The following is a 20873-nucleotide window of genomic DNA, read 5'->3' on the forward strand; positions in this document are numbered from 1 at the left end:
AAAATGACATAATTAAAGGCGGTTGCGTGGCTTTATTCATGTTGGAGGGAGGCCTGGCCGGTCAAGGCCCGCGGGCGAAAGCGTGAAGATTTCGCAGCCATCCTTCGTTACGCCGACGGTGTGTTCGTATTGGGCCGAAAGCGAGCGGTCGCGCGTCACCGCCGTCCAGCCGTCGGACAGCACCTTTACCTGCGGCCGGCCGAGATTGATCATCGGCTCGATGGTAAAGATCATGCCTTCACGCATCTCCACGCCTTCCTGTGGGGAGCCGTAGTGCAGAATGTTCGGTGCGTCATGGAAAAGCGCACCAACGCCATGACCGCAGAAGTCGCGCACAACCGAGCAGCGTTGGGCTTCGGCATAGCTCTGTATGGCCGCGCCGATTGCTCCGGTACGTGCCCCGGGTTTTACGGCATCGATACCGCGCATCAGGCACTCATGCGTCACTTCGAGAAGGCGTTCGGCGGCGCGCTTGATGGTCCCGACCGGATACATGCGGCTTGAATCGCCGTGCCAGCCATCGAGGATGTATGTAACGTCGATGTTGACGATGTCGCCGTCGCGCAACGGCTTCTCATCGGGAATGCCGTGGCAGACAACGTGGTTGATCGAGGTGCAGGAGGATTTTGTGTATCCGCGATAGTTCAGCGTCGCGGGTATCGCTCCGTGATCCATGCCGAATTCGAAGATGAAACGGTCGATATCTGCTGTCGGCATACCGGGCTGCACCATGCCGACCAGTTCATCCAGCGCCCGAGCAGTCAGGTCGCACGCCTTGCGCATACCCGAGAACGCTTCTGCGCCATAGAGCCTTATCTGGCCGGTATTGCGTGAGGGCGCCACGTCGGCTTCGACATAAGTGACCATCTGGAACTCTTCCGGTTGCGCGCCGTTCGCCTGCGGCGCATCCCTGATTTGGCATCAGATGGCTGCCGCTGCAAGTCCCGGGCCTGTAAGGGGCCTTACGTTCGTCTATTCCAGCTCTATCCAGACCGGAGCATGGTCGCTCGCACCCTCCAGCGCACGCACGTCGCGGTCGACGCCGGCATCGGTGAGGCGGTCGCGCAGATTGGGGCTCAAAAGCAGGTGATCGAGCCGCAGGCCTGCGTCGCGCTGCCAGCGGCTTCGCCGATAGCGCCAGAATGTATAGACGCGTTCGTCGGGATGCCGATGGCGCAGCGCATCGGTCCAGCTTCTGCCAACCAGCTTGCGGAACGCGGCTCGGCTCTGCGGCTGGATGAGCGCATCATCGTCCCAGGATCTGGTGTCGTAGATATCGAGTTCGGTCGGTGCGACATTGTAGTCGCCGGCAAGCACCACCGGCGCTCCTGTCTTGCGCAGCGCGGTTGCATGGCGGGAGAGCCGCTCCAGCCAGGCAAGCTTGTAGTCGAATTTGGGGCCGGGCTGCGGGTTGCCGTTGGGCGCGTAGATCGAGGCGATAAGAACGCCGCGTACCGCCGCTTCGATGTAGCGGGCCTGCCGGTCATCATCGTCGCCGGGCAGAGCGGTTCGTGTCAGAACGGGCGCGCCGACACGCGACAGGATGGCAACGCCGTTCCAGCTTCGCTGACCCTGCCAGACGGCCGAATAGCCAGTGCTCTCGATAGCATCCAGCGGAAACGCGTCCTGTTCGACCTTCAGTTCCTGCAGGCAGACGACATCGGGCTCTGCAAGCTCAAGCCAGTGCAATAGATTGGCCAGCCGCTTGTTGACGTTGTTGATATTGAAGGTGGCGATCTTCATGGCGAGGTGAGGCGGCCAATCCAGTCAGTCACGGTCTGCGCCATGGTTTTCAGATGGTCGTCGGCGGAAAAGCCGGAGATTTTCTTGCGCGGTTTCAGGTCGTGGTCGCCATCTTCCAGCCAGAGAAGCTCGATGCCGGGTGCAAGATCGTAGCCGCTGACTTCCTCGCGGGTGCCGAACTCGTCACGCGTGCCCTGGCAGATCAGGGCAGGTGTCCGCAGGTCAGCCAGATGAGCGGTGCGCAGCTGGGTCGGCTTGGCAGGTGGGTGGAAGGGGTAGCCCAGGCAGAGCAGGCCGGCGATCCGGCCCTCGGAGAAAAGCTCGTCGGCAACCATGGAGGCGACGCGGCCTCCCATCGATTTGCCGCCGATGATCAGCGGGCCGTTGGCACCGAGGTTTTCGACCGCTTGCAGATATTCTGGATTGAGCTTGTCGGCTCGCGGCGGCGGTTTGCGCGTGCCCGAGCGTCGAGCGGCCATATAGCCGAATTCAAAGCGGGCGACGCGCAGGCCGCAAGCAGCCAGTGCCTTGGCCGCTGCGTCCATCGATTTGGAATCCATCGGCGCGCCCGCGCCATGGGCGAGGAGCACTGTCACTGGTGCCGCGTCAGGTCCATCGAAAAGGAAGTCGGTCATGCGGTCGATTTCTGGCTCATGTGCAGATCGACGAACTGGATACCCCGCTGGGCGGTACGCGCCCACTCCGAGGCGTCGTCGAGTTCGAGGTAGCGGCTCCACAGGCGCCTTGCCTCGTCCAACTCGTCGGCTTCGAACTCCAGCCGGGCCAGATTGAAGATCGCGTCCGCGTAGCCCGGCTCGATCGTTAGTGCGCGGCGCAGATGGCTGCGCGCGGTTTCCGCGCTGCCGGTTTCGACCGTGAGATCGGCGAGGTTGAACCAGGCTTCGACAAAGCCCGGATCGTGTTTCAACGCACGTACATAGTCGTTCGCGGCTTCCTGCTCTCTGCCCATCGCGCGCAGGCAATTGGCGCGGTTGAAGGCTGCTACTGCGTCGGTGGGGTCGATCGCCAGGCAGCGGGCATAAAGCGTGATTGCGAGGTCGAATTCGCCGTCTGCCTCAGCTTCTTCGGCGTCAGCAAATACATCGTCCAGACCGGAATCGTCTCCGCCCAGATCGAAAAGCATCTGGCCGCTGAGTTCGGCCATGCCTTCGTCGTGGCGCGCATAGATGGCGCCTTGGCCGCCCGGATGCAGCGACTTTGCCGTCAGCGAAGACACCGGACCGGAGCGGTGGATCGAGCGGGCAATATCGTGCCAGTCCGCGCCGCCCGCGATCAGCCCGGCGAATTTTCGGGCCAGAATTGCGTCGCGAAAGGTAAAGGGGTCGGCATCGCTTTCGAAGGCGTCGAAGAGCCTGAGGAATTCGAAATCATGCTCGGAAAGACCGGATTGCTGCAGCAGCGCGCTTATTTCGAGCGTTGCGCCGTCAGGTATTGCCTTGAGGCCGAGTACGCGCAGGAAGCCGTTTTCGCTCAGGACTTCGAGACCGGGCCGGCGGGCCGCTTCGAGCCTGGCGGCAATGCGCACGCGGTTTTCCTTGTCCAGAAGCTTGCGCCCGACAACGGCGTGCGTGGTCTGCCGGCGCACGCCGCGGCCGGCTTTGGAGCCGACCCGGTTCGCGTGGCGCACCGCCAGGCGCAGCGGAAAGGCGGCAAGCGGGCCGATAATGCCGAAGCTTTGGCCCGCGCCGGTCGTCACGCCTTCTTCCTGGTCGCTTTCTTCGGCTTGGCGGCTGCCGCGGCCGGCTTGCTCTTGCTTTTTGCCGGCGGCTTGCTGTCGGAAAGGCTCGCCTTCAGCGCATCCATCAGGTTGATGACATTGCCGCCACGCTCGGGTGCGGCCGCGATGACCGGCTTATGACCCTTGAGCTTCTCCTTGATCATCGCCATCAGGGCGGCCTCGTAGCGATCCTCGTAGTCTTTCGGATCGAATTCGGTGGTTTTCTGCTCGATGAGCTTTTCGGCGAGGTCGAGCATTTCCTTGTCGGGTTCGCCGACGGGAATGTTGTCGAAATATTCGGCGGTGCCGCGCACTTCGTTCGGATTGCGCAGCGTGCAGACGAACATGCCGGTTTCGCGCGGCGCGATCGTAATGACTCGTTCGCGGCTCGACAGCACCAGACGGGCGATAGCCACCTTGCCGGCCTTCTTGAGCGCCTCGCGCAGAACGACGAAGGTCTCTTCCGCCATCGCGCCGTCGGGCGCCAGATAATAGGGCGCGTCGAGATAGAGCGGGTCGATCTCACCCTCGTCGACGAAGGCCTCGATGCCGATCGTGTGATTGGATTCGATCTTCACGTTGTCGAGGTCATCACTGTCGATGATGATGTACTTCTTGTCTTCGTATTCGTAGCCCTTCACGAGGTCGGACCGCTCGACAAGGCCGAGCTCGGGATCAACCGGCTTCATGTTGATCCGGTTGTGTGTGTCCTTGTGCAACTGATTGAAGGTAATCCGGTCCTTCGAGCTGGTGGCGTTGTAGAGCCGCACGGGGCAGCTCACCAGACTCAATCGCAAATGACCTTTCCAGGTGGCGCGTGGTGCCATCACCGTCTCCTACGCAAATACTCAAGGCTATGCGCCCGGCAGAGCGCGGGCATTGTCGCCGATCTGAGCCCAAGGATCGCCTGAAGAAGTTAACAGCCCAGGCAACGTAGAATAATTCAAATCCTCCGGCGCGTCGATTGACTCCAGATCGGCCCAGGAAAGGGGGGTGGAGGCGGGCAGGTTGGGCCGTGCGCGAAGCGAGTAGGGCGCCACCGCGGTGGCGCCGCGCGCGTTGCGGTGGAAGTCGATGAAAATGCGGCCTTTGCGGTTCGCCTTGCCCATTGTGGTGGTGAAAAGCTCTGGCGCTGACGCGGCCAGCTTTTCGGCGATCTTGCCGGTGGCGGCGTGAACGCGCTTCCAGTTCGGCCCGGGCTTGATCGGAACCACGATATGGACGCCGCGCCCGCCCGATGTCTTCACGAACGGGACCAGTCCCATGTCTTCGAGCGGCTGTCGCAGATGCAGCGCCGCTTCCACGATCTCGCGCCAGCCGATGCCTTCGCCCGGATCGAGGTCGAACACCGCGCGGTCGGCCTTTTCCGGCTGCTTGCGCATCGATCCCCATGCGTGAAGCTCGACCACACCGAATTGCGCCAGCGCCAGATAGGCCTTGGCGTCTTCGATGGCGATGTAGCGCTTTGTTTCACCGTCGGAAGATTTCATGTCGAAGGTAGCCAGCGATGGCGGCATGCCGGAAAAAGCATGGCGCTGGTAGAAACAGTCCTGCGGGCGACCGGTCGGGCAGCGCATCAGCGAGACGGGGCGGCCAAGAATGTGTGGCAGCATGTAGTCGCCCACCGCCGCGTAGTAGATTGCGATGTCGAGCTTGGTGGCGCCGGTCTTGCCGAACACACGCCGCTGCGGGTTTGTGACCCAAATCCCTGCGAGGTCGGCATCCGAGATGAGGCGCTTGCGGGGGCGGGCGGGCTCTGCGGAAAGCTCGACTTCGCGCAGCCCCTTGTAGACAGCGTGGCGCAGCATGCCGCTTGTTGTGCGATTGGAAAAATGGACATGGGCGGAAAGCACCGGTTTGACGGGCAGCACGTCCTTCGGCGTGCCTTCGAACGCAGGCGCCCCGGCGCGCAGCGGCTCGAGCCGCTCGACCAACATCTTGAGTGTTGCATTGTCGAAGCCGGAGCCTACCCCGCCTACAAAAACCAGCTCGCCATCCTGCCATTCGCCCAGCGCAAGCGAGCCGAGGCCGCTATTCGTTTCGGAAGGCGTGTAGCCGCCAATGACGAAATCGCCAGTCTTCTGCGCCTTCACCTTGAGCCAGGTCTTTGAGCGGCCTTGCTCGTATTTGGCGTCGGCGCGTTTGGAGACGATGCCTTCAAGCCCCATCTCCGACGCGCGCTCGTAGAAGGCTTTGCCGTCACCTTCAATGTGATCGCTGTAGAGGATTGCAGCGGGTTTGGGGGTAGCGGCATCGAGCAGTTGTTTCAGCAGTTCCTTGCGCTTTTCCAGCGGCAGCTGACGCAGGTCGTAGCCGTCGAGATAAAGCAGATCGAAGGCGTAGAAGACGAGTTGCTCGGAGGCTTTTGCCGACAGCGCATCCTGCAAGGCGGCAAAGCGAGTAATGCCGTCATCGTCGGGCACCACGACCTCGCCATCCAGGACCGCCCGCTTGCAGGGCAGTGCGGAGAACGCGCGGGCAAGTGCGGAGTAACGCTTCGTCCAGTCGAGGCCGCTCCGCGTGATCATGCGTGTGGCTTCCCTGTCGATCTCGACCAGCGTGCGGTAGCCGTCGAACTTGATCTCGTGCAGCCACTTGCCCTGCACGGGCGGAGCATCGGCGGCGGTCGCCAGTTGCGGCTTGAGGCCAGCCGGGAAAGGGGCTTTCACGGCGCCGCGCAGGCGCGCGACCTTGGGTGGCTTGGCTCGGGAGGCGGCTTTCTTGTCTGGTGCCGCGACGAGTTCTTCGATGCGGCGTCCGGTTTTCACGCTTTCCGGGCGCTCCATCAGGATATCGACATCGGGTGCCGCCGCCTGGTCGCGCTCCTTGAAAAGCAGCCAGTTGCGTTTGGTTTCGCCCTGCTTGGATTTCAGCCGGGCGAGCATCCAGCCGCCATTGAGTTTCTCGCCCGCCAGCCGGAACTTGAACGCACCGCTGGCGAGTGACTTTTCCGGGTCCTCCATCGGTGCCCAGACGCCGGTATCCCATACGATCATTGGCCCGCCGCCATACTCGCCTTCCGGGATGACGCCCTCGAAATCGATATATTCGAGCGGGTGATCCTCGGTTTCGACCGCAAGGCGCTTCTGCTCCGGGTCGAGCGACGGCCCCTTCGGCACCGCCCAGCTCTTCAGCACACCATCGAGCTCAAGCCGCAGATCGTAGTGATCGGCTGTGGCGGAATGTTTGTGGATGACGAAGCGGTTTCCAGCACCCGCGGCCGCCGAACCTGTCGGCTCCGGCGTGCGGGCGAAATCGCGCTTCGATTTATAGTCTTTCAGAGACGCCATCTGGCGAAAAGACTACACGTGCGCCGGCCAAAAACCAGATGGACGGCAGCGCCCGATCATTCGATCTCGGTTGCGAGCGACAGGCTCACCTTGTCCTGCGCGGCAACCTCTCGCTTCAGCCACCATTTGTGCTGGGGCGAATACCAGAGCGTGAACTCGTCCTGCCGCTGGATCGGCCGGCCGAACATATTGATCGTGGTCTGCTCGGAATGGCGGATGCGGTAGGCCCCGAAGGTTCCCGCCGGCACCACGACATCCTCCCAGCCTTCGACCGTCGTTTTCCAGTCGACATTGCCCATGGGCACCTGCTCGTCCGGTGCGCATTGCAGCATCATCACCATGGGCCCTGATTCCGGGCACACGACGAAGATGTCGCCCGAGCCCTGTGCAGACGCTCCCGCCTTGAGGGGCCAGAGACCTGCGAGGGCCTCAAGCTGGCGTGCGATGTGAAGGTCGGGGCCCTGGCCTCCCGGAATGACGGTCGGGAACATCGTCCGGAAATAGTCGACCGCCTGGGCCTCGGCGTTGGTCGCATGGGTCTGAACCGTGCTGACAGTGGTCACATCCGCGTCCGTTGCGCCGGCGGTTCGGGAAACAAAGCTGCGCCGTTCGGGCAGTGGTTTCACGACGGGGCGAAAGAAGTTGATCAGATCCTCGATCGCTTCTTCCATGGGCGACAGCTTGGCTTGCGGGCTGATGACCAGCTCCAGGTAAACCATCGTTCGCCCTTCATCCGGCGCATCGAAATCGGCAGAGCCTGGATCGGCCATGCCACTTGGCGCGGAGAGCCGCTCGATGATCCTGTCCGGCAGGCCCAGGTTCGGGTTGAGCCAGCGCGCGACTTCGGCGTCATGCAGCGCTTTCTGCCGGTGGCCGAGCTCCTCATGCGCCGCGGCCCGCGCGGAATAGAGCGCGGCGTTGTAGGGCTCCAGTGCCAGCACCTGATCGAAGTCGGGCAGCGCAGCTTCGTGTTCGCCGAGCTTGACGTAGAGATAACCTCTCGCCCGCAGAGCGGAGGGGCGCAGCGGGTCGAGCTCAAGCGAACGATTGTAGTCGGCGAGCGCCGTGTCGTATTTTTTGAGGCGCGCCCAGGCAATGCCGCGATGCTGGAACGACCAGGCGCTGCGTGGGTCGAACTCGATCGCCTTGTCGAGCACGGTCACAACGGCCTGATAGTCTTTCATCTGCAGGCGGACCCAGCCGAGATCGCGGTACAGACCGGGATTTTGCGGATCTATCCCAAGCGCTGTCTGGTAGTCGGCGACCGCGCCGTCCCAATCTTCGAGCTGCTCTTTCGCGTCGGCCCGATTGCGCAGCACCCGGACCTGTACCGCATCGCTGACAGAGGGAGCGGCAAGCAGCCGGTCGCAGGCTTCGATGCGCTGTTCGGCATCCAGCTTTCGGTTGGCGCAATCCCGCTCGTCCGATTCAGTGTCGGCAAAAGCCGAAACCGCAAACATCGACAACGCCAATGTTAGCAACAGTCGCATCGTGCCACCTCCCAGCCAGTGGCCGAAACGCCCGAGAACAACGATGAGACCTGTATGCGTCTGATCGCATGCTCGTACGCTTCAGACCCTCGGGATGAGCTTAACAACAGTGACCGCCGAAAGCGAACGGCGGCGCGCGATTTGTTTAAGCTGTTGTCATTGCAGAAAGGCAGGAGAGATGTTCTGGCACGCCCAACGGGACTCGAACCCGTGTTTCCGCCGTGAAAGGGCGGCGTCCTAGACCGCTAGACGATGGGCGCGCGGAACGGAGCGCTTATAACAGCTTCGCTTTGCCCGGCAACCCGGAAAGCCCGCTTGATGCGAAGATTTTTCTACTTTCTTTTGCGCCGGCGGCAGCGCCAGTTCCAATCGCGCTCCGGACCCACGTCAATATGCACGGATTTGGTGTGGCAATAAGTGCCAACGCCGCCGCGACCCGGCATCGTCCTCAAGAACTGCGCCAGTTCCCATTTGCCTATGCCGGGAACCTGGATGTCGGCTGCAGCGCAATACATATGCAGCGAATTGCTGGAGCCGCGCGCCCGGCGATTATGCTGCGGACTGCGATAGCCGGACGTAACGACGACCTTTTCGCCGTAATGCCCTTCGACCGCCTTGAGCACCCGCACCAGCGATGGTTTCAGGCACGCGACGTCGACCCTGTCGGTCTGGATCGTCAGACCGTTCGGCGCCAGCCGCGCAAAACCAGGCGCCAAGGCAAGCTCGACATCGTTGTTCTCGTTGATGTCGATGTCGCTGTGGTCGTTCGTGCCCGATTTGCGTTTGATTTCGTAAAGGTTGTCGGTGTCCCTTACCCCGGGCAGGGCCTTCTCGCTGTAAAACCCTGCAGCGGAAGACTGGCTAGGCTGGGCCGCGGCAAGCATCACCGGCTCAGGTTTCTGCGCCGCCCGCGGCGTAGTAGCCTCGGAATTTGAGAAAAACGCGGAGAGGAAGCTGCGGCGCTTTGCAGGCGCCTGCGGCACGGCTTCCGGAGGGCGGTTCTCCACATATGCCGTCGGTTGCGCAACATCGACCGGATCGGCAGCCTCTGCGGTGGCTATTTGAGTGGGTTCCTCAGCCTGCGGCAGGCCGGAAACCGGAGAAATGTCTGCTTCAGCAATCTGAGGGGGTGCCGGAGCTGTCGGCTGCTGAACATTCGTCGGCGGTGCCCTGCGGTGGTCGGTCTTGGCGAACAGGGCGGAGAAAAAACCGCGCCGGCGCGGTTCCGGCTCGACCGCGGCCCGCGGGGCGGCTACCGCGGGAACACTTTCAAGATAGGCGCCGCCGGTACCCATGCGGGCAGCGAGCGTTGCATCATCCGCTGTCGGCAGCACAGCTGCGAGCTGTGTTTCGCCGCCGGAGACCACAGCCGGCTCGCTGCCATCGGCGGGTGAGGGGTTCGACGCGACCTGTTCGGGTAAAGCCGGATCGTCGCCCGAGACAGCGAATTGCCGTTCGTCGGTAGCGGCCTGTGCGTCTGCGATCTGGGGTGCCTGCTGCTGATAGCCCGGCTGAGCGACGAGACCAAGCTGCGTGAAGGGGTCTGACGAGGTGCTGCATGAGGCGAGCATCAACCCTGCCAGCCCGGCAACGCCGCCACGACATGCGACCTTAAACCCACGAGTGGCCGGCGTTGTCACTCCGTCAGCCTGCAAGTTTTCTTCCTTTTGCGTTTGTCATCGCCGCATCGCGGCTGCAGACACTCTCAACCGGTTTTTCGGTAAGGCCGACGCGAACGAATCCGCCGGATTGTCCCACCAAAAGTGTTCTTGCCCCTAGCAGCGACATCCGCTGGCCAACAAGCACTGTTGTGCGTTTGAACCTGTGGCGGAAATCACAGGCTGCAAACTAACGAATTGCAGCCGGGACCGCAAATTCAAACGCGCACCTTCACATATGAGCCCGGCGCTCTGTCCAGAAGCTCGGTTTTGTCGCCCGGTGTCCGTGCGTCGACGCGCTTCTTATCCTGCGATTCGATCCACTTTTGCCAATGAGGCCACCACGATCCCGGCGTCTCCTCCGCATTGGCGAGCCAATGGTCGAACTCACCTTCCGGTTTGCCGCCGGTCCAGAACTGATACTTGCCGGCTTTCGGCGGATTGACCACGCCTGCGATGTGACCGGAGCCGGCCAGCACGAACTCGACGTCACCGCCTAAAAAGGTGCTCCCCATAAAGGCCGATTTCGCCGGGGCTATGTGATCCTCGCGTGTCGCCAGATTGTAGACCGGTATTTTGACATCGGAGAGCGAGACCGGTTTGCCGCCGAGCCGCATCTTGCCCTTGCTCAGATTGTTGTCGAGGTAGCAGTTGCGCAGGTAGAAGGAGTGGTTGGCCGCCGCCATGCGCGTCGAATCCGAGTTCCAGTAGAGCAGGTCAAACGGCATCGGCGCCTTGCCGCGCATGTAGTTGTTGACCACGTAAGGCCAGATCAGCTCGCTGGAGCGCAGCATGTTGAAGGCTGTCGCCATGCGCGTGCCGTCGAGATAGCCTTTTTCGTTCATGGCCTTTTCGAGAGCGGCGATCTGCTCTTCGTCGACGAACACCTTCAGGTCGCCTGCATAGGTGAAATCGACCTGCGTAGTCAGGAAAGTCGCGGAACGGATCCGATCGTCGCCATCGCGTGCCATCTTGGCGAGGGACGCCGCAAGCAAAGTGCCGCCGACGCAGTAGCCGATCGCATTGACCTTCTTCTCGCCAGTCGCTTTTTCAATCGTGTCGAGTGCAAAGCCGAGGCCGAGTTCGAAATAATCGTCCCAGTCCATGCGGCCGTGACGTTCGTCGGGATTTGCCCAGGAAATGACGAATACTGTGTGGCCCTGCTCCACCGCCCAGCGGATGAAGGATTTGTCCGGGTTGAGATCGAGAATGTAGAACTTGTTGATCCAGGGCGGGCAGATCAGCAGAGGGCGCCGCAGTACTTTCTTGGTCGTCGGCTCGTACTGGATGATCTCCACGAGGTCGTTGCGGGCCACGACCATGCCGGGGGTCGTCGCGATATTCTCGCCGACGGCGAAACGGGACGCATCCGACTGACGCAGCTTGAGTTCGCCATGGCCAGCCTTGATGTCTTCGGCGAGCATATGCATGCCGCGCGCCAGGTTCTCGCCATTGCTGGCCACGGTTTCGCGGAACAGCTCCGGATTGGTGAGTACGAAATTCGACGGCGAGAGCGCGTTGGTGATCTGCTTGATGTAGAAGCGGGCCTTGTGGCGGGTGTGCTCGTCGAGCCCTCCTGTTTCCTCCGCCAGATCAGAGGCCCAGCGCGAGGTCACGAGATACGTCTTCTTGAGGAAGTCGAAGAAGGCATTCCTTGCCCATTCGGGATCCTGGAAACGTTTGTCGCCCCGTTCGGGCTCGACCAGGTCATCGCGCGTGTTGCCGCTCAGTTTCTGCACCGAGTTCGACCAGATGGTCATATAACTGGACAAGAGGCGGGTCTGCGCCTCCAGTGCCCGCGAAGGATCGGACAGCCAATATTCGGTGAGTTTGGAGAAGGTGCGGACCATGTCGGTCACAGGGTCGGAAACCGTGTCGCGGATTTCACCCTTTTCGCGCGGCTCGGCCCAGGCAGCGGCCGCCTTGCCGGCTTCCTCGATCATGCGCGCGAAATTCAGCGCAAAACGCTCCGGATCCTTGACGATGTATTGCTCGACGCCGCTGTCTTCAGCCTTGCCGTCTTCGACTTTTTCGCGCGGATCGCTCATGCCGGCGCCGAGCCTCCCACTCGTGCTTTTTGTTGACATATTACAATGACAAGTCCCTACACGTCCAACTGCGTCAGCAATTTGACGCGGCTCAAGGGAACAGCGAAAGGGAACGCCTCGCGGTGACGTTGGCTGTTGTGAAATTTCTGCGCGCATGGCTGCTTCTGGCGGTGCTCGCAATCGCGGGTGGATGCGTGTCTGCCTCGCTCGAGGATGCGGTGCCCGGCGCGCGCAATACCGGGAGCTACCCCAACCTCAATATACCGCCGCGGGCCGAGACAGAACAACTCACCGACGAAGAAGCCGCTGACCGGCTCGCGGCGCTGAAAACCCAGCGTGCCGCACAGAAGTCGCTTCCAACCACCGCAAACAACGATGTCGACCGGCTCAAGAAGCTGAAAAAGTCGCATGCCCAGGACACGCTTGAGGAAATCGAGAATTAGCGGCGGAACCGGCGGCTTCTATCGACCCGTCGGGTGATTGGGTGTATAGCCGCCGCGTTCACGCCTCCGACGGAAAACGCCATGGAAGAGTTTCACAAGGTTCGCCGGCTACCGCCTTATGTGTTCGAGCAGGTCAACAGGCTCAAGGCGAGCGCTCGCGCCAGCGGCGCCGATATCATCGATCTCGGCATGGGCAATCCCGATCTGCCGACGCCGCAGAGCATCGTGGACAAATTGTGCGATGTCGTGCGCGACCCGCGCACCCACCGCTATTCCTCGTCGCGCGGCATTCCCGGCCTGCGGCGCGCGCAGGCGAACTATTATGCCCGCCGGTTCGGTGTAAAGCTCGACCCCGAACGGCAGATCGTCGCCACGCTGGGCTCCAAGGAAGGCTTTGCCAATATGGCCCAGGCGATCACAGCGCCGGGCGATGTGGTGCTGTGCCCGAACCCGACCTATCCGATCCACGCATTCGGCTTCATTATGTCGGGCGGCGTGATCCGTTCCATGCAGGTTGAACCGGACGAGGGTTTCATTCCGGCGCTGGAACGCGCCATCCGCCATTCCATCCCCAAGCCTCTCGCGCTGATCCTCAATTATCCGTCGAACCCGACGGCGCATGTCGCAACACTGGATTTCTTCAAGGACGTCGTCGCTTTCGCCCGCAAACACGAGCTGATTCTGCTGTCGGACCTGGCCTATGCGGAGATATATTTCGATGACAATCCGCCCCCGTCGGTGCTGCAGGTGCCGGGCGCGATGGATGTCACGGTCGAGTTCACCTCGATGTCGAAGACCTTTTCGATGCCGGGTTGGCGTATGGGTTTTGCCGTCGGCAACGAGCGGCTGATCGCGGCGCTGACGCGTGTCAAATCCTATCTCGACTATGGCGCTTTCACGCCGATTCAGGTTGCGGCAACAGCAGCCCTGAATTCGGATGGCGCAGAGGTCGAGGAGGTGCGCTCGATCTATCACCGCCGCCGCGACGTGCTGGTGGACGCATTTGCCCGCGCGGGCTGGCAGGTGCCGGCTCCCGCCGCCACCATGTTCGCCTGGGCGCCGATCCCGGAGCCGTTCCGTGAGCTCGGGTCGCTCGAATTCTCCAAGCTTCTGGTCGAGAAGGCGGATGTCGCTGTTTCACCGGGCATAGGGTTTGGCGAACATGGCGACGATTTCGTGCGCATTGCGTTGGTGGAAAACGAACACCGCATTCGCCAGGCGGCACGAAACATCAAGCGGTTTCTGGCTTCCGCCGACGCCAAACCGGACAACGTGGTGGCGCTGAACGCCCGCCGCTGAGACATATTACTGACAGACAGGAAGAGGGGACGCCGGGATTATGGCCGACGCGTTGCGGATCGGAATTGCGGGTTTGGGCACGGTTGGTGCTTCGACCGTTCGAGTGCTTGCCGAGAAGGCAGCCGAGATGACGCGGCAATGCGGGCGGAACCTGACGGTGACGGCAGTGTCGGCCCGCGACCGGAAACGCGACCGCGGCATCGACCTTTCCGGCGTGACATGGTTCGACGATCCGGTCGACCTTGCGCGTTCCGCCGATATCGACGTTTTTGTCGAATTGATCGGTGGCGAGGAAGGTGCTGCTCTGGCAAGCGTCAAGGCGGCACTGGAAGCAGGCCGGCACGTGGTAACCGCCAATAAGGCTCTTCTCGCAAAACATGGAATCGCTCTCGCCGAGCGGGCTGAAAAAAGCGGTGTCGTTCTCAATTACGAGGCTGCAGTCGCTGGCGGTATCCCGGTCATCAAGACAATGCGCGAATCGATGGCCGGCAACACGATCAGCCGCGTTTTCGGCATCCTCAACGGAACCAGCAATTACATCCTCACCCGCATGGAGGCTGAGGGTATATCGTTTGCCGACTGCCTCGCCGATGCACAGCGACTGGGATATGCCGAAGCCGATCCGACCTTCGATATCGAGGGGCAGGACACCGCTCACAAACTCGCCATTCTTTCGAGCCTGGCCTTCGGCCACAAGATCGCCGCGGAGGATATCTATCTCGAAGGCATCTCCAATATCACCCAGGCTGACATTCGGGCCGCCGCGGAGCTCGGTTATCGCATCAAGCTTCTGGGTGTCGCCCAGCGTACCGACACAGGTGTGGAGCAGCGCGTGCACCCGACCATGGTGCCGACTGCCTCTGTGATTGCGCAGGTGCATGGCGTCACCAACGCCGTGGCCATCGAAACCGACATTCTGGGTGAACTTCTGTTGTCGGGGCCGGGGGCCGGCGGCAGCGCCACGGCTTCCGCCGTTGTGGGCGACATTGCCGATATCGCCAAGAGCCGCCCGGGTTTCCAGCACGCCCCTGTTTTCGGGCGCCCTGCCAAACAGCTCGCGCCATACAAGCGGGCGCAGATGCGCGCTCACGCCGGCGGCTACTTTATCCGTTTCACCGTGCACGACCGCGCCGGCGTATTCGCGGCTCTTGCCAAGCGGATGGCGGACAACAAGATTTCCCTCGAATCGATTGTCCAACACGCAAGTGTTGGCCAGCCCGATACGCACAAGACGGTCATCCTGGTGACACACGAAACAACCGAGGCTGCGGTTCGCAAAGCGGTGGACGGTGTAACGCGGGACGGCCACCTTGTGGATAAGGCCCAGGTGATCCGTATCGAACGCGCTACCTGAAGCGCGTTTCGGCGGTTTTGCAAAAGTTCAATCGATTCAGTTTGTTGGGTCGCGATGCTGTCACTTGATGGCGGCAATGTCCTTTGACAGAAGGATTGCCGACATATCCAACGCATGCTTTTCCGGAGACACTACATGGCCAAGCCCGTCCAATCCGGCCTCGACCGCATCCTGACGCTCGAACTGGTGCGTGTGACCGAACGCGCAGCGGTGGCGGCGGCGCGGCTGCGCGGGCGCGGCGACGAGAAGGCGGCCGATCAGGTCGCCGTGGACGCGATGCGGGCGGAGCTCAACCGGCTGCCGATCAGGGGCACGGTTGTCATCGGCGAGGGCGAACGCGACGAAGCGCCGATGCTCTATATCGGCGAGGAGGTCGGTGCCGGTGACGGGCCAGAGGTCGACATTGCGCTCGACCCCCTGGAAGGCACCACGATCTGCGCCAAGAACTTGCCAAACTCGCTGGCCGTGATTGCAATCGCGGAGCGCGGCAGCCTGCTTTATGCCCCGGATGTCTATATGGACAAGATCGCAGTCGGACCCGGCTATCCTGCAGGAGTTGTCGATCTCGATGCGTCGCCGGCTGAAAACATTGCCAATATAGCCAAGGCCAAAGGCGTGGCGGTGAACGATATCACCGCCTGCATTCTCGATCGGCCGCGGCATGCCCGGCTGATCGAAGCCGTGCGCGACACGGGCGCGGCAATCCGGCTTATCGGAGACGGCGACGTTGCCGGTGTGATCCACACCACGGATCCCGATGAAACCGGCATCGACATCTATATGGGCTCGGGCGGTGCGCCGGAGGGTGTGCTTGCGGCAGCTGCGCTGCGCTGCATCGGCGGCCAGATGCAGGGAAGGCTGCAGCTCAACACGGACGACAAGATTGCGCGTGCCGCCAAGATGGGTATTTCCGATCCGTTGAAGATCTACACGATGGAGGAAATGGCGCGCGGCGACGTGCTGTTCGCCGCGACGGGTGTAACCGACGGCAACCTGCTTTCGGGCGTGAAATTCGGCCGCGATTCGATTGAAACGGAAACAATCGTGATGCGCTCCTCGTCGCAAACCGTGCGCAGCATCAAGGCGCGGCACCAGGACATGGACAAGTTCTGACTTCGCGCTGGATTTCGGCAGCCGCGGCCTTCCGCCGGGCAGCGCCAACGCGCATGATGCAACGATGAGCGGCGAGAAACGACTATTCCTCGATGTCGGGAGTTCGGCCACCGGCCGCGCGTGGCGGCACCGGCTGGATGTGCGTCAGGAACAGCTGGCGACCGCGATCGCACAGCAACACGGTTTGCCCGATATTGTGTCGCGCGTTCTGGCGGGCCGCGGCATTCTGGCCGACGAAGCTGAACGTTTTCTCGATCCGACTATCCGCGATTTGTTGCCCGACCCGTCGACACTGACGGACATGAGGGCTGCGGCGGATCGGCTGGCGAAGGCGATCTGCAGCCGTGAGCGGGTGGCGATATTCGGCGACTACGATGTAGATGGCGCGGTTTCGTCGGCGATGCTGGCGCGGTTTCTGCGCCATTACGGCATCGCAGCGCGCATCTACATTCCAGACCGCATATTCGAGGGGTACGGCCCGAATCCCGATGCTATGCGGGAACTCGCTGGCGCGGCGAGCCTGATCGTCACGGTAGATTGCGGTACCAACAGCGCTGAGGCAATTGCGGCCGGGCGGAACGCCGGGGCCGATGTGCTGGTGCTCGACCATCATCAGGTCGGTGGGGCTTTGCCGGCCGATACGATCGTCGTCAATCCGAACCGGGAGGATGACCTTTCGGGGCAGGGGCATCTCTGCGCGGCTGGTGTGGTGTTCCTGGCGCTGGTCGAGACGGTGCGCCGGCTGCGCGGAGCGAGCGACCTGCCGGCACCGCCCGACCTCCTGAAATATCTTGACCTTCTGGCGCTTGCCACCGTCGCCGACGTCGTGCCTCTGACCGGCGTAAACCGTGCCTTTGTGGTCAAGGGGCTGATTGCAATGCGGTCGATGGCCAATGCCGGGATCGCAGCGCTGGTGCACGCGGCGCGCATTGGCGAACCCGTGGCAACGTTTCATCTCGGTTTTGTACTCGGACCGCGCATCAATGCGGGTGGGCGGATAGGCGACGCAGCGCTGGGCGCCCGGCTTCTGGCCACGGACGATGCTGGCGAGGCGCAGGAAATTGCGGAGACGCTGGAGCGGCTCAACGCTGAGCGGCAGGCGCTGGAACAACAGATGGTCGATCAGGCCAAGGCCGAAGCCGATGCCGAAATGGCGGCCGGGGGCGGTCCCGAAATCCTCGTATCCGGTTCGCCGGACTGGCACCCGGGCATTGTCGGTCTCATCGCGTCGAGGTTGAAGGACCACGCACGTCGGCCCGCATTTGCGATCGCGTTCAATGCAAATGGCATCGGCACCGGGTCAGGGCGATCCATCGCAGGGTTCGATCTGGGGCGCTTGGTCAACGCGGCAGTTGAAAAGGGCCTGCTGATCAAGGGTGGGGGTCACGCGATGGCGGCGGGAATCACCGTCGAAAAGAGCAAGCTCGCTGCGCTGCGCGGCTTCTTCGATGAAATGGCGGCAGGCCGGGTCTTCGCTCTGCGCGATCAGGAGAGCGTCCTTGTCGATGCCGCGCTTTCGGCCGGCGGTGCAACCATCGACCTTGTCGAGACGCTGGAGCGTGCGGGGCCTTTCGGCGCGGGGCATGCACCGCCGATGCTGGTGTTGCCGCGGCATATTCTGACGGACGCCCGCCAGGTTGGAACCAACCACGTCCGTGCCGAGTTTCGATCCGAAACGGGGCAGAGAATTTCCGCAATCGCATTTCGCGCGGCAGATGCCGATCTCGGCCGGTTCTTGCTTGGCAGGCGCGGGCAAACCGTCCATGTGGCCGGTACGCTCGGCATCAATCACTGGAACGGAAACCGTACGGTGCAGCTGCGGATCGTGGACGCTGCAGCGGCCTGACTGGCCTCAGACCATCACTTTCTGCATGCGCTCGATATCACCAAGCTGAGCGCGGGTTGCTTCGTAACCAATGCCGATTGCCTCGTCTGCGCGATGGAATTCGCTTAGTCCGATATGGCCGAGCTTGGGCAGGATCGACATGTCGGGCGGGTCGCCCGCAAGACGCGCCCGCGAGATGCGGTCCTGGATGATGTTGAAGGCCTCAACCATTACGCCCATGATGCCAAGCCGTGCCTCGCGCTCCGATGTTCCGCGATCGACAACGAGCGTGTTGGAGGCCCGGTTGTCGTTTTCATTCGGCATAGGCGCGTCGGCGGTGTGTTTGATGACCGCGGCACGGCCGAAAAGGTCATAGTGCAGGTTCACGGCGACAACGAGCTGTTGTTCGTGCGCTCGGCACACCGATACCGGCACCGGATTGACCAGGGCTCCATCTACCAGCACCCGCCCGTTACAGGCGATCGGTTCGAATACGCCGGGCAGGGCGTAAGAGGCGCGCATCGCCGTAATCAGCGAGCCGCTGGAGAGCCATATCTCATGGCCGGTCCGGATTTCCGATGCCACGCACACAAACGCCTTGGGCAGGTCGTCGAAGGTGACACCCGACAAATGCTGCTGCATGCGCGCGTTGAGCTTCATGCCGCCAAACAGGCCGCCGCCGCCCAGATTGAGGTCGAGAAGCCCGAATATGCGCCGCTTTGTGAGAGAGCGCGCAAATTCCTCGAGTTCGTCCAATTTGCCCGCAAGATAACAGCCGCCGACCAGAGCACCGATCGAAGTGCCGGCTATCATGCTGATCTCAACGCCAGCTTCTTCGAGTGCCCGCAGAACGCCTATGTGAGCCCAGCCTCTCGCTGCACCACCGCCCAACGCCAGCGCTACGCCCTGGCGGCGCTGCGGCATTTCGGTCAGATCCGACCCTGCGGCCGGCGGAATATCGTCGGTTATCCGCATGTCATGCCTGCCGTACAATGACGACCACTCCAACATCTGCGTACCCTCATCCCCGGCACACCATATGACAGCTCTCGTATCAAAATCATGAATCCCGATACGAGGCGGCTGCTGAATGGTGCCTGAATGAGACTAAGTGTCTGAAGTGGCTTCAAGTTCCACATTGCCCCCAGTGTGGCGGACAATGCGGTAAAAACATGTGCGGCGCCCGGTGTGGCAAGCAGCGCGGTCGCCCTGGGGGCGCACCTTGATCCACACGGCGTCCTGGTCGCAATCGACGCGCAACTCGGCAATCTCCTGGAAGTTGCCGGAGGTTTCGCCTTTTTTCCAGAGCTCCTTCCTGGAGCGTGACCAGTAGTGGGCTATGCCGGTTTCGATGCTCAGCGCCAGAGCTTCGGCATTCATATGGGCGACCATCAGAACGTCGCCGGTGTCGGCATCCGTTGCTACCGCCGTCACCAGGCCGTTCGCGTCGAAGCGCGGCGTGAGAGCGGAACCTGCTTCCAGCGATTGTTTGTCGGCTGGAGCAGGTGCGAATTCGATATCAGGCATGCCCGGCCTTCGGTGTTGGCGGCCGGCGGCGCCTCATTCGGCGGAGCCGGCCCTGATCATGGAAATGAAGCGAACCTGTTCTTCGGGATGGTCACGAAATGCGCCGGTGAAGGTGGAGGTCAGCGTGGTGGAGCCCTGCTTGCGGATGCCGCGCATGGCCATGCACATGTGCTCCGCCTCGATCATCACGGCGACGCCGCGCGGGTTGAGCACGTCCTGAATCACGCCGGCAATCTGCGCTGTCAGCGCTTCCTGCGTCTGAAGGCGCTGGGCAAAAATATCGACGACGCGGGCAATTTTCGACAGGCCGACAACCTTGCCGTCCGGCAGGTAGGCAACATGCGCCTTGCCGATGATGGGCACCATGTGGTGTTCGCAATGCGAGTGGAAGGCGATGTCCTTCACCAGCACCATGTCGTCGTAACCGGCAACCTCCTCGAAGGTGCGGCCAAGCTCTTCCGCAGGATCCTTGGCATAACCTGCGAACATCTCCCGATAGGCTTTCGCAACGCGCGCCGGCGTATCCTTCAGCCCCTCGCGCTCTTCGTCTTCGCCGATCCAGCGCAGCAGGGTGCGCACGGCGTTCTCTACCTGAGACTGCGACGGCCGGTCGAGGTCGGTCTTGGCGGTGGTGAATGTGGAATCGGCGGGTTTTTTCGCGTAGGCGTCCATGAAAGGCGTCTCCCGTAGTTCCTTTCGAAGAAGGAACGAGTTGAACGGACCACAGCCTTTCTCGGGGCAATGTCCCCGGGCGGCGTGAATTCCTGCTTGCATGCAGCGTGCGGCCTGATGTGACCTTGCCCGCTTTGTGCACACGTCACTATATAGGATGAGGCGGTCTGATTGAAAGATGCAGTCGGCGGAAGCAGTCCGTTACGCGACATTCACGAGCGTGCACATGATAGATGACGTCTACAACGCGAAGATCATAGAGTACGCCGGAAATATCGGCCGGATCGGACGGCTGGAAAAGCCGCAAGCCAGCGCGACTGCGCATTCCAAGCTCTGTGGTTCGACCGTTACGATCGACCTCGTCATGGACGGTTCCACCGTCACCGACTTCGCGCATGAGGTGAAAGCCTGCGCGTTGGGCCAGGCGTCATCTTCTATCATGGCACGCAACGTCGTGGGTTCGAGCGCGGACGAACTGCGTGAAGTGCGCGAGACGATGCGTAAAATGCTGAAGGAAAACGGCCCGCCGCCCGAAGGCCGGTTCGGAGACCTGAAATACCTTGAGCCGGTGCGCGACTACAAGGCCCGGCATGCATCGACCATGCTCACCTTCGACGCCGTGGTGGACGCGATCGACCAGATAGAAAAGCAGCGAGACGGCGAGGCCGCCTGA

General features: G+C 62.1%; 18 protein-coding genes and 1 tRNA gene. 6 read left to right on the forward strand and 13 right to left on the reverse strand.

All coding sequences use genetic code 11. The features are described 5' to 3' along the window. Positions 1–36 precede the first annotated feature (36 nt). The 10 genes from map to EP165_RS13355 all read right to left on the reverse strand — a co-directional run bounded on the left by map (position 37) and on the right by EP165_RS13355 (position 11967). On the reverse strand, positions 37–867 hold the full coding sequence (gene map, locus EP165_RS13310; protein WP_127523299.1) for a type I methionyl aminopeptidase: 831 nt from the start codon (positions 865–867) through the stop codon (positions 37–39). Between the two features lie 105 nt (positions 868–972). Next, a complete protein-coding gene (gene xth / locus EP165_RS13315) occupies positions 973–1743 on the reverse strand; it encodes an exodeoxyribonuclease III (RefSeq protein ID WP_127523300.1) in 771 nt (256 codons plus the stop codon). Then, complete coding sequence (locus tag EP165_RS13320) at positions 1740–2378, reverse strand: alpha/beta hydrolase family protein (protein ID WP_127523301.1); 639 nt, start codon at positions 2376–2378, stop codon at positions 1740–1742. The genes xth and EP165_RS13320 overlap by 4 nt, the downstream gene beginning before the upstream one ends. Next, positions 2375–3460: a tetratricopeptide repeat protein gene (locus EP165_RS13325; RefSeq protein ID WP_127523302.1), complete on the reverse strand. Its 1086-nt coding sequence runs from the start codon at positions 3458–3460 to the stop codon at positions 2375–2377. Before EP165_RS13325 ends, EP165_RS13320 begins: the two co-directional genes overlap by 4 nt. Beyond that, positions 3457–4308: a non-homologous end joining protein Ku gene (gene ku, locus EP165_RS13330; RefSeq protein ID WP_127523303.1), complete on the reverse strand. Its 852-nt coding sequence runs from the start codon at positions 4306–4308 to the stop codon at positions 3457–3459. Before ku ends, EP165_RS13325 begins: the two co-directional genes overlap by 4 nt. A gap of 27 nt (positions 4309–4335) precedes the next feature. Next, a complete protein-coding gene (gene ligD / locus EP165_RS13335) occupies positions 4336–6771 on the reverse strand; it encodes a DNA ligase D (protein WP_127523304.1) in 2436 nt (811 codons plus the stop codon). Positions 6772–6827: 56 nt separating this feature from the next. Next, positions 6828–8261, reverse strand: a complete 1434-nt coding sequence (locus EP165_RS13340; protein ID WP_127523305.1) for a tetratricopeptide repeat protein — start codon at positions 8259–8261, stop codon at positions 6828–6830. 184 nt (positions 8262–8445) lie between these two features. Continuing rightward, a tRNA-Glu gene (locus EP165_RS13345) sits at positions 8446–8521 on the reverse strand. Positions 8522–8593: 72 nt separating this feature from the next. Further along, a complete protein-coding gene (locus EP165_RS13350) occupies positions 8594–9916 on the reverse strand; it encodes a YcbK family protein (protein WP_245440137.1) in 1323 nt (440 codons plus the stop codon). 221 nt (positions 9917–10137) lie between these two features. Beyond that, a complete protein-coding gene (locus tag EP165_RS13355) occupies positions 10138–11967 on the reverse strand; it encodes a PHA/PHB synthase family protein (RefSeq protein WP_127523306.1) in 1830 nt (609 codons plus the stop codon). A 122-nt stretch (positions 11968–12089) separates the two neighbouring features. Between EP165_RS13355 and EP165_RS13360 the strand changes: the two genes are divergently transcribed. From EP165_RS13360 to recJ, 5 genes are all read left to right on the forward strand, one after another. Then, positions 12090–12410 (forward strand): hypothetical protein, encoded by a 321-nt coding sequence (locus EP165_RS13360; RefSeq protein WP_127523307.1) that lies wholly within the window; start codon positions 12090–12092, stop codon positions 12408–12410. An 81-nt stretch (positions 12411–12491) separates the two neighbouring features. Further along, positions 12492–13709 (forward strand): LL-diaminopimelate aminotransferase, encoded by a 1218-nt coding sequence (locus EP165_RS13365; protein ID WP_127523308.1) that lies wholly within the window; start codon positions 12492–12494, stop codon positions 13707–13709. Positions 13710–13749: 40 nt separating this feature from the next. Further along, positions 13750–15063 carry a homoserine dehydrogenase gene (locus EP165_RS13370; protein ID WP_127523309.1) on the forward strand — a complete coding sequence of 438 codons (1314 nt, stop codon included), beginning with the start codon at positions 13750–13752 and terminating at the stop codon, positions 15061–15063. Positions 15064–15198: 135 nt separating this feature from the next. Beyond that, positions 15199–16176 (forward strand): class II fructose-bisphosphatase, encoded by a 978-nt coding sequence (gene glpX / locus EP165_RS13375; RefSeq protein WP_127523310.1) that lies wholly within the window; start codon positions 15199–15201, stop codon positions 16174–16176. 64 nt (positions 16177–16240) lie between these two features. After that, complete coding sequence (gene recJ, locus EP165_RS13380; protein WP_127523311.1) at positions 16241–18022, forward strand: single-stranded-DNA-specific exonuclease RecJ; 1782 nt, start codon at positions 16241–16243, stop codon at positions 18020–18022. A gap of 6 nt (positions 18023–18028) precedes the next feature. Here the strand turns inward: recJ and EP165_RS13385 are convergent, their stop codons facing one another. From EP165_RS13385 to folE, 3 genes are all read right to left on the reverse strand, one after another. After that, positions 18029–19012, reverse strand: coding sequence for a patatin-like phospholipase family protein (locus tag EP165_RS13385; protein WP_127523312.1), 984 nt, complete (start codon positions 19010–19012; stop codon positions 18029–18031). Positions 19013–19108: 96 nt separating this feature from the next. Next, positions 19109–19528 carry a phosphoribosyl-AMP cyclohydrolase gene (gene hisI, locus EP165_RS13390; RefSeq protein WP_501981679.1) on the reverse strand — a complete coding sequence of 140 codons (420 nt, stop codon included), beginning with the start codon at positions 19526–19528 and terminating at the stop codon, positions 19109–19111. Between the two features lie 33 nt (positions 19529–19561). After that, positions 19562–20200, reverse strand: coding sequence for a GTP cyclohydrolase I FolE (gene folE, locus EP165_RS13395; RefSeq protein WP_127523313.1), 639 nt, complete (start codon positions 20198–20200; stop codon positions 19562–19564). 226 nt (positions 20201–20426) lie between these two features. On the opposite strand from folE, the gene EP165_RS13400 reads away from it, so the two are divergent. After that, complete coding sequence (locus EP165_RS13400; RefSeq protein ID WP_127523314.1) at positions 20427–20873, forward strand: iron-sulfur cluster assembly scaffold protein; 447 nt, start codon at positions 20427–20429, stop codon at positions 20871–20873.

The organism is Mesorhizobium sp. Z1-4 (assembly GCF_004000235.1).
Lineage (GTDB): Bacteria > Pseudomonadota > Alphaproteobacteria > Rhizobiales > Rhizobiaceae > RCIO01.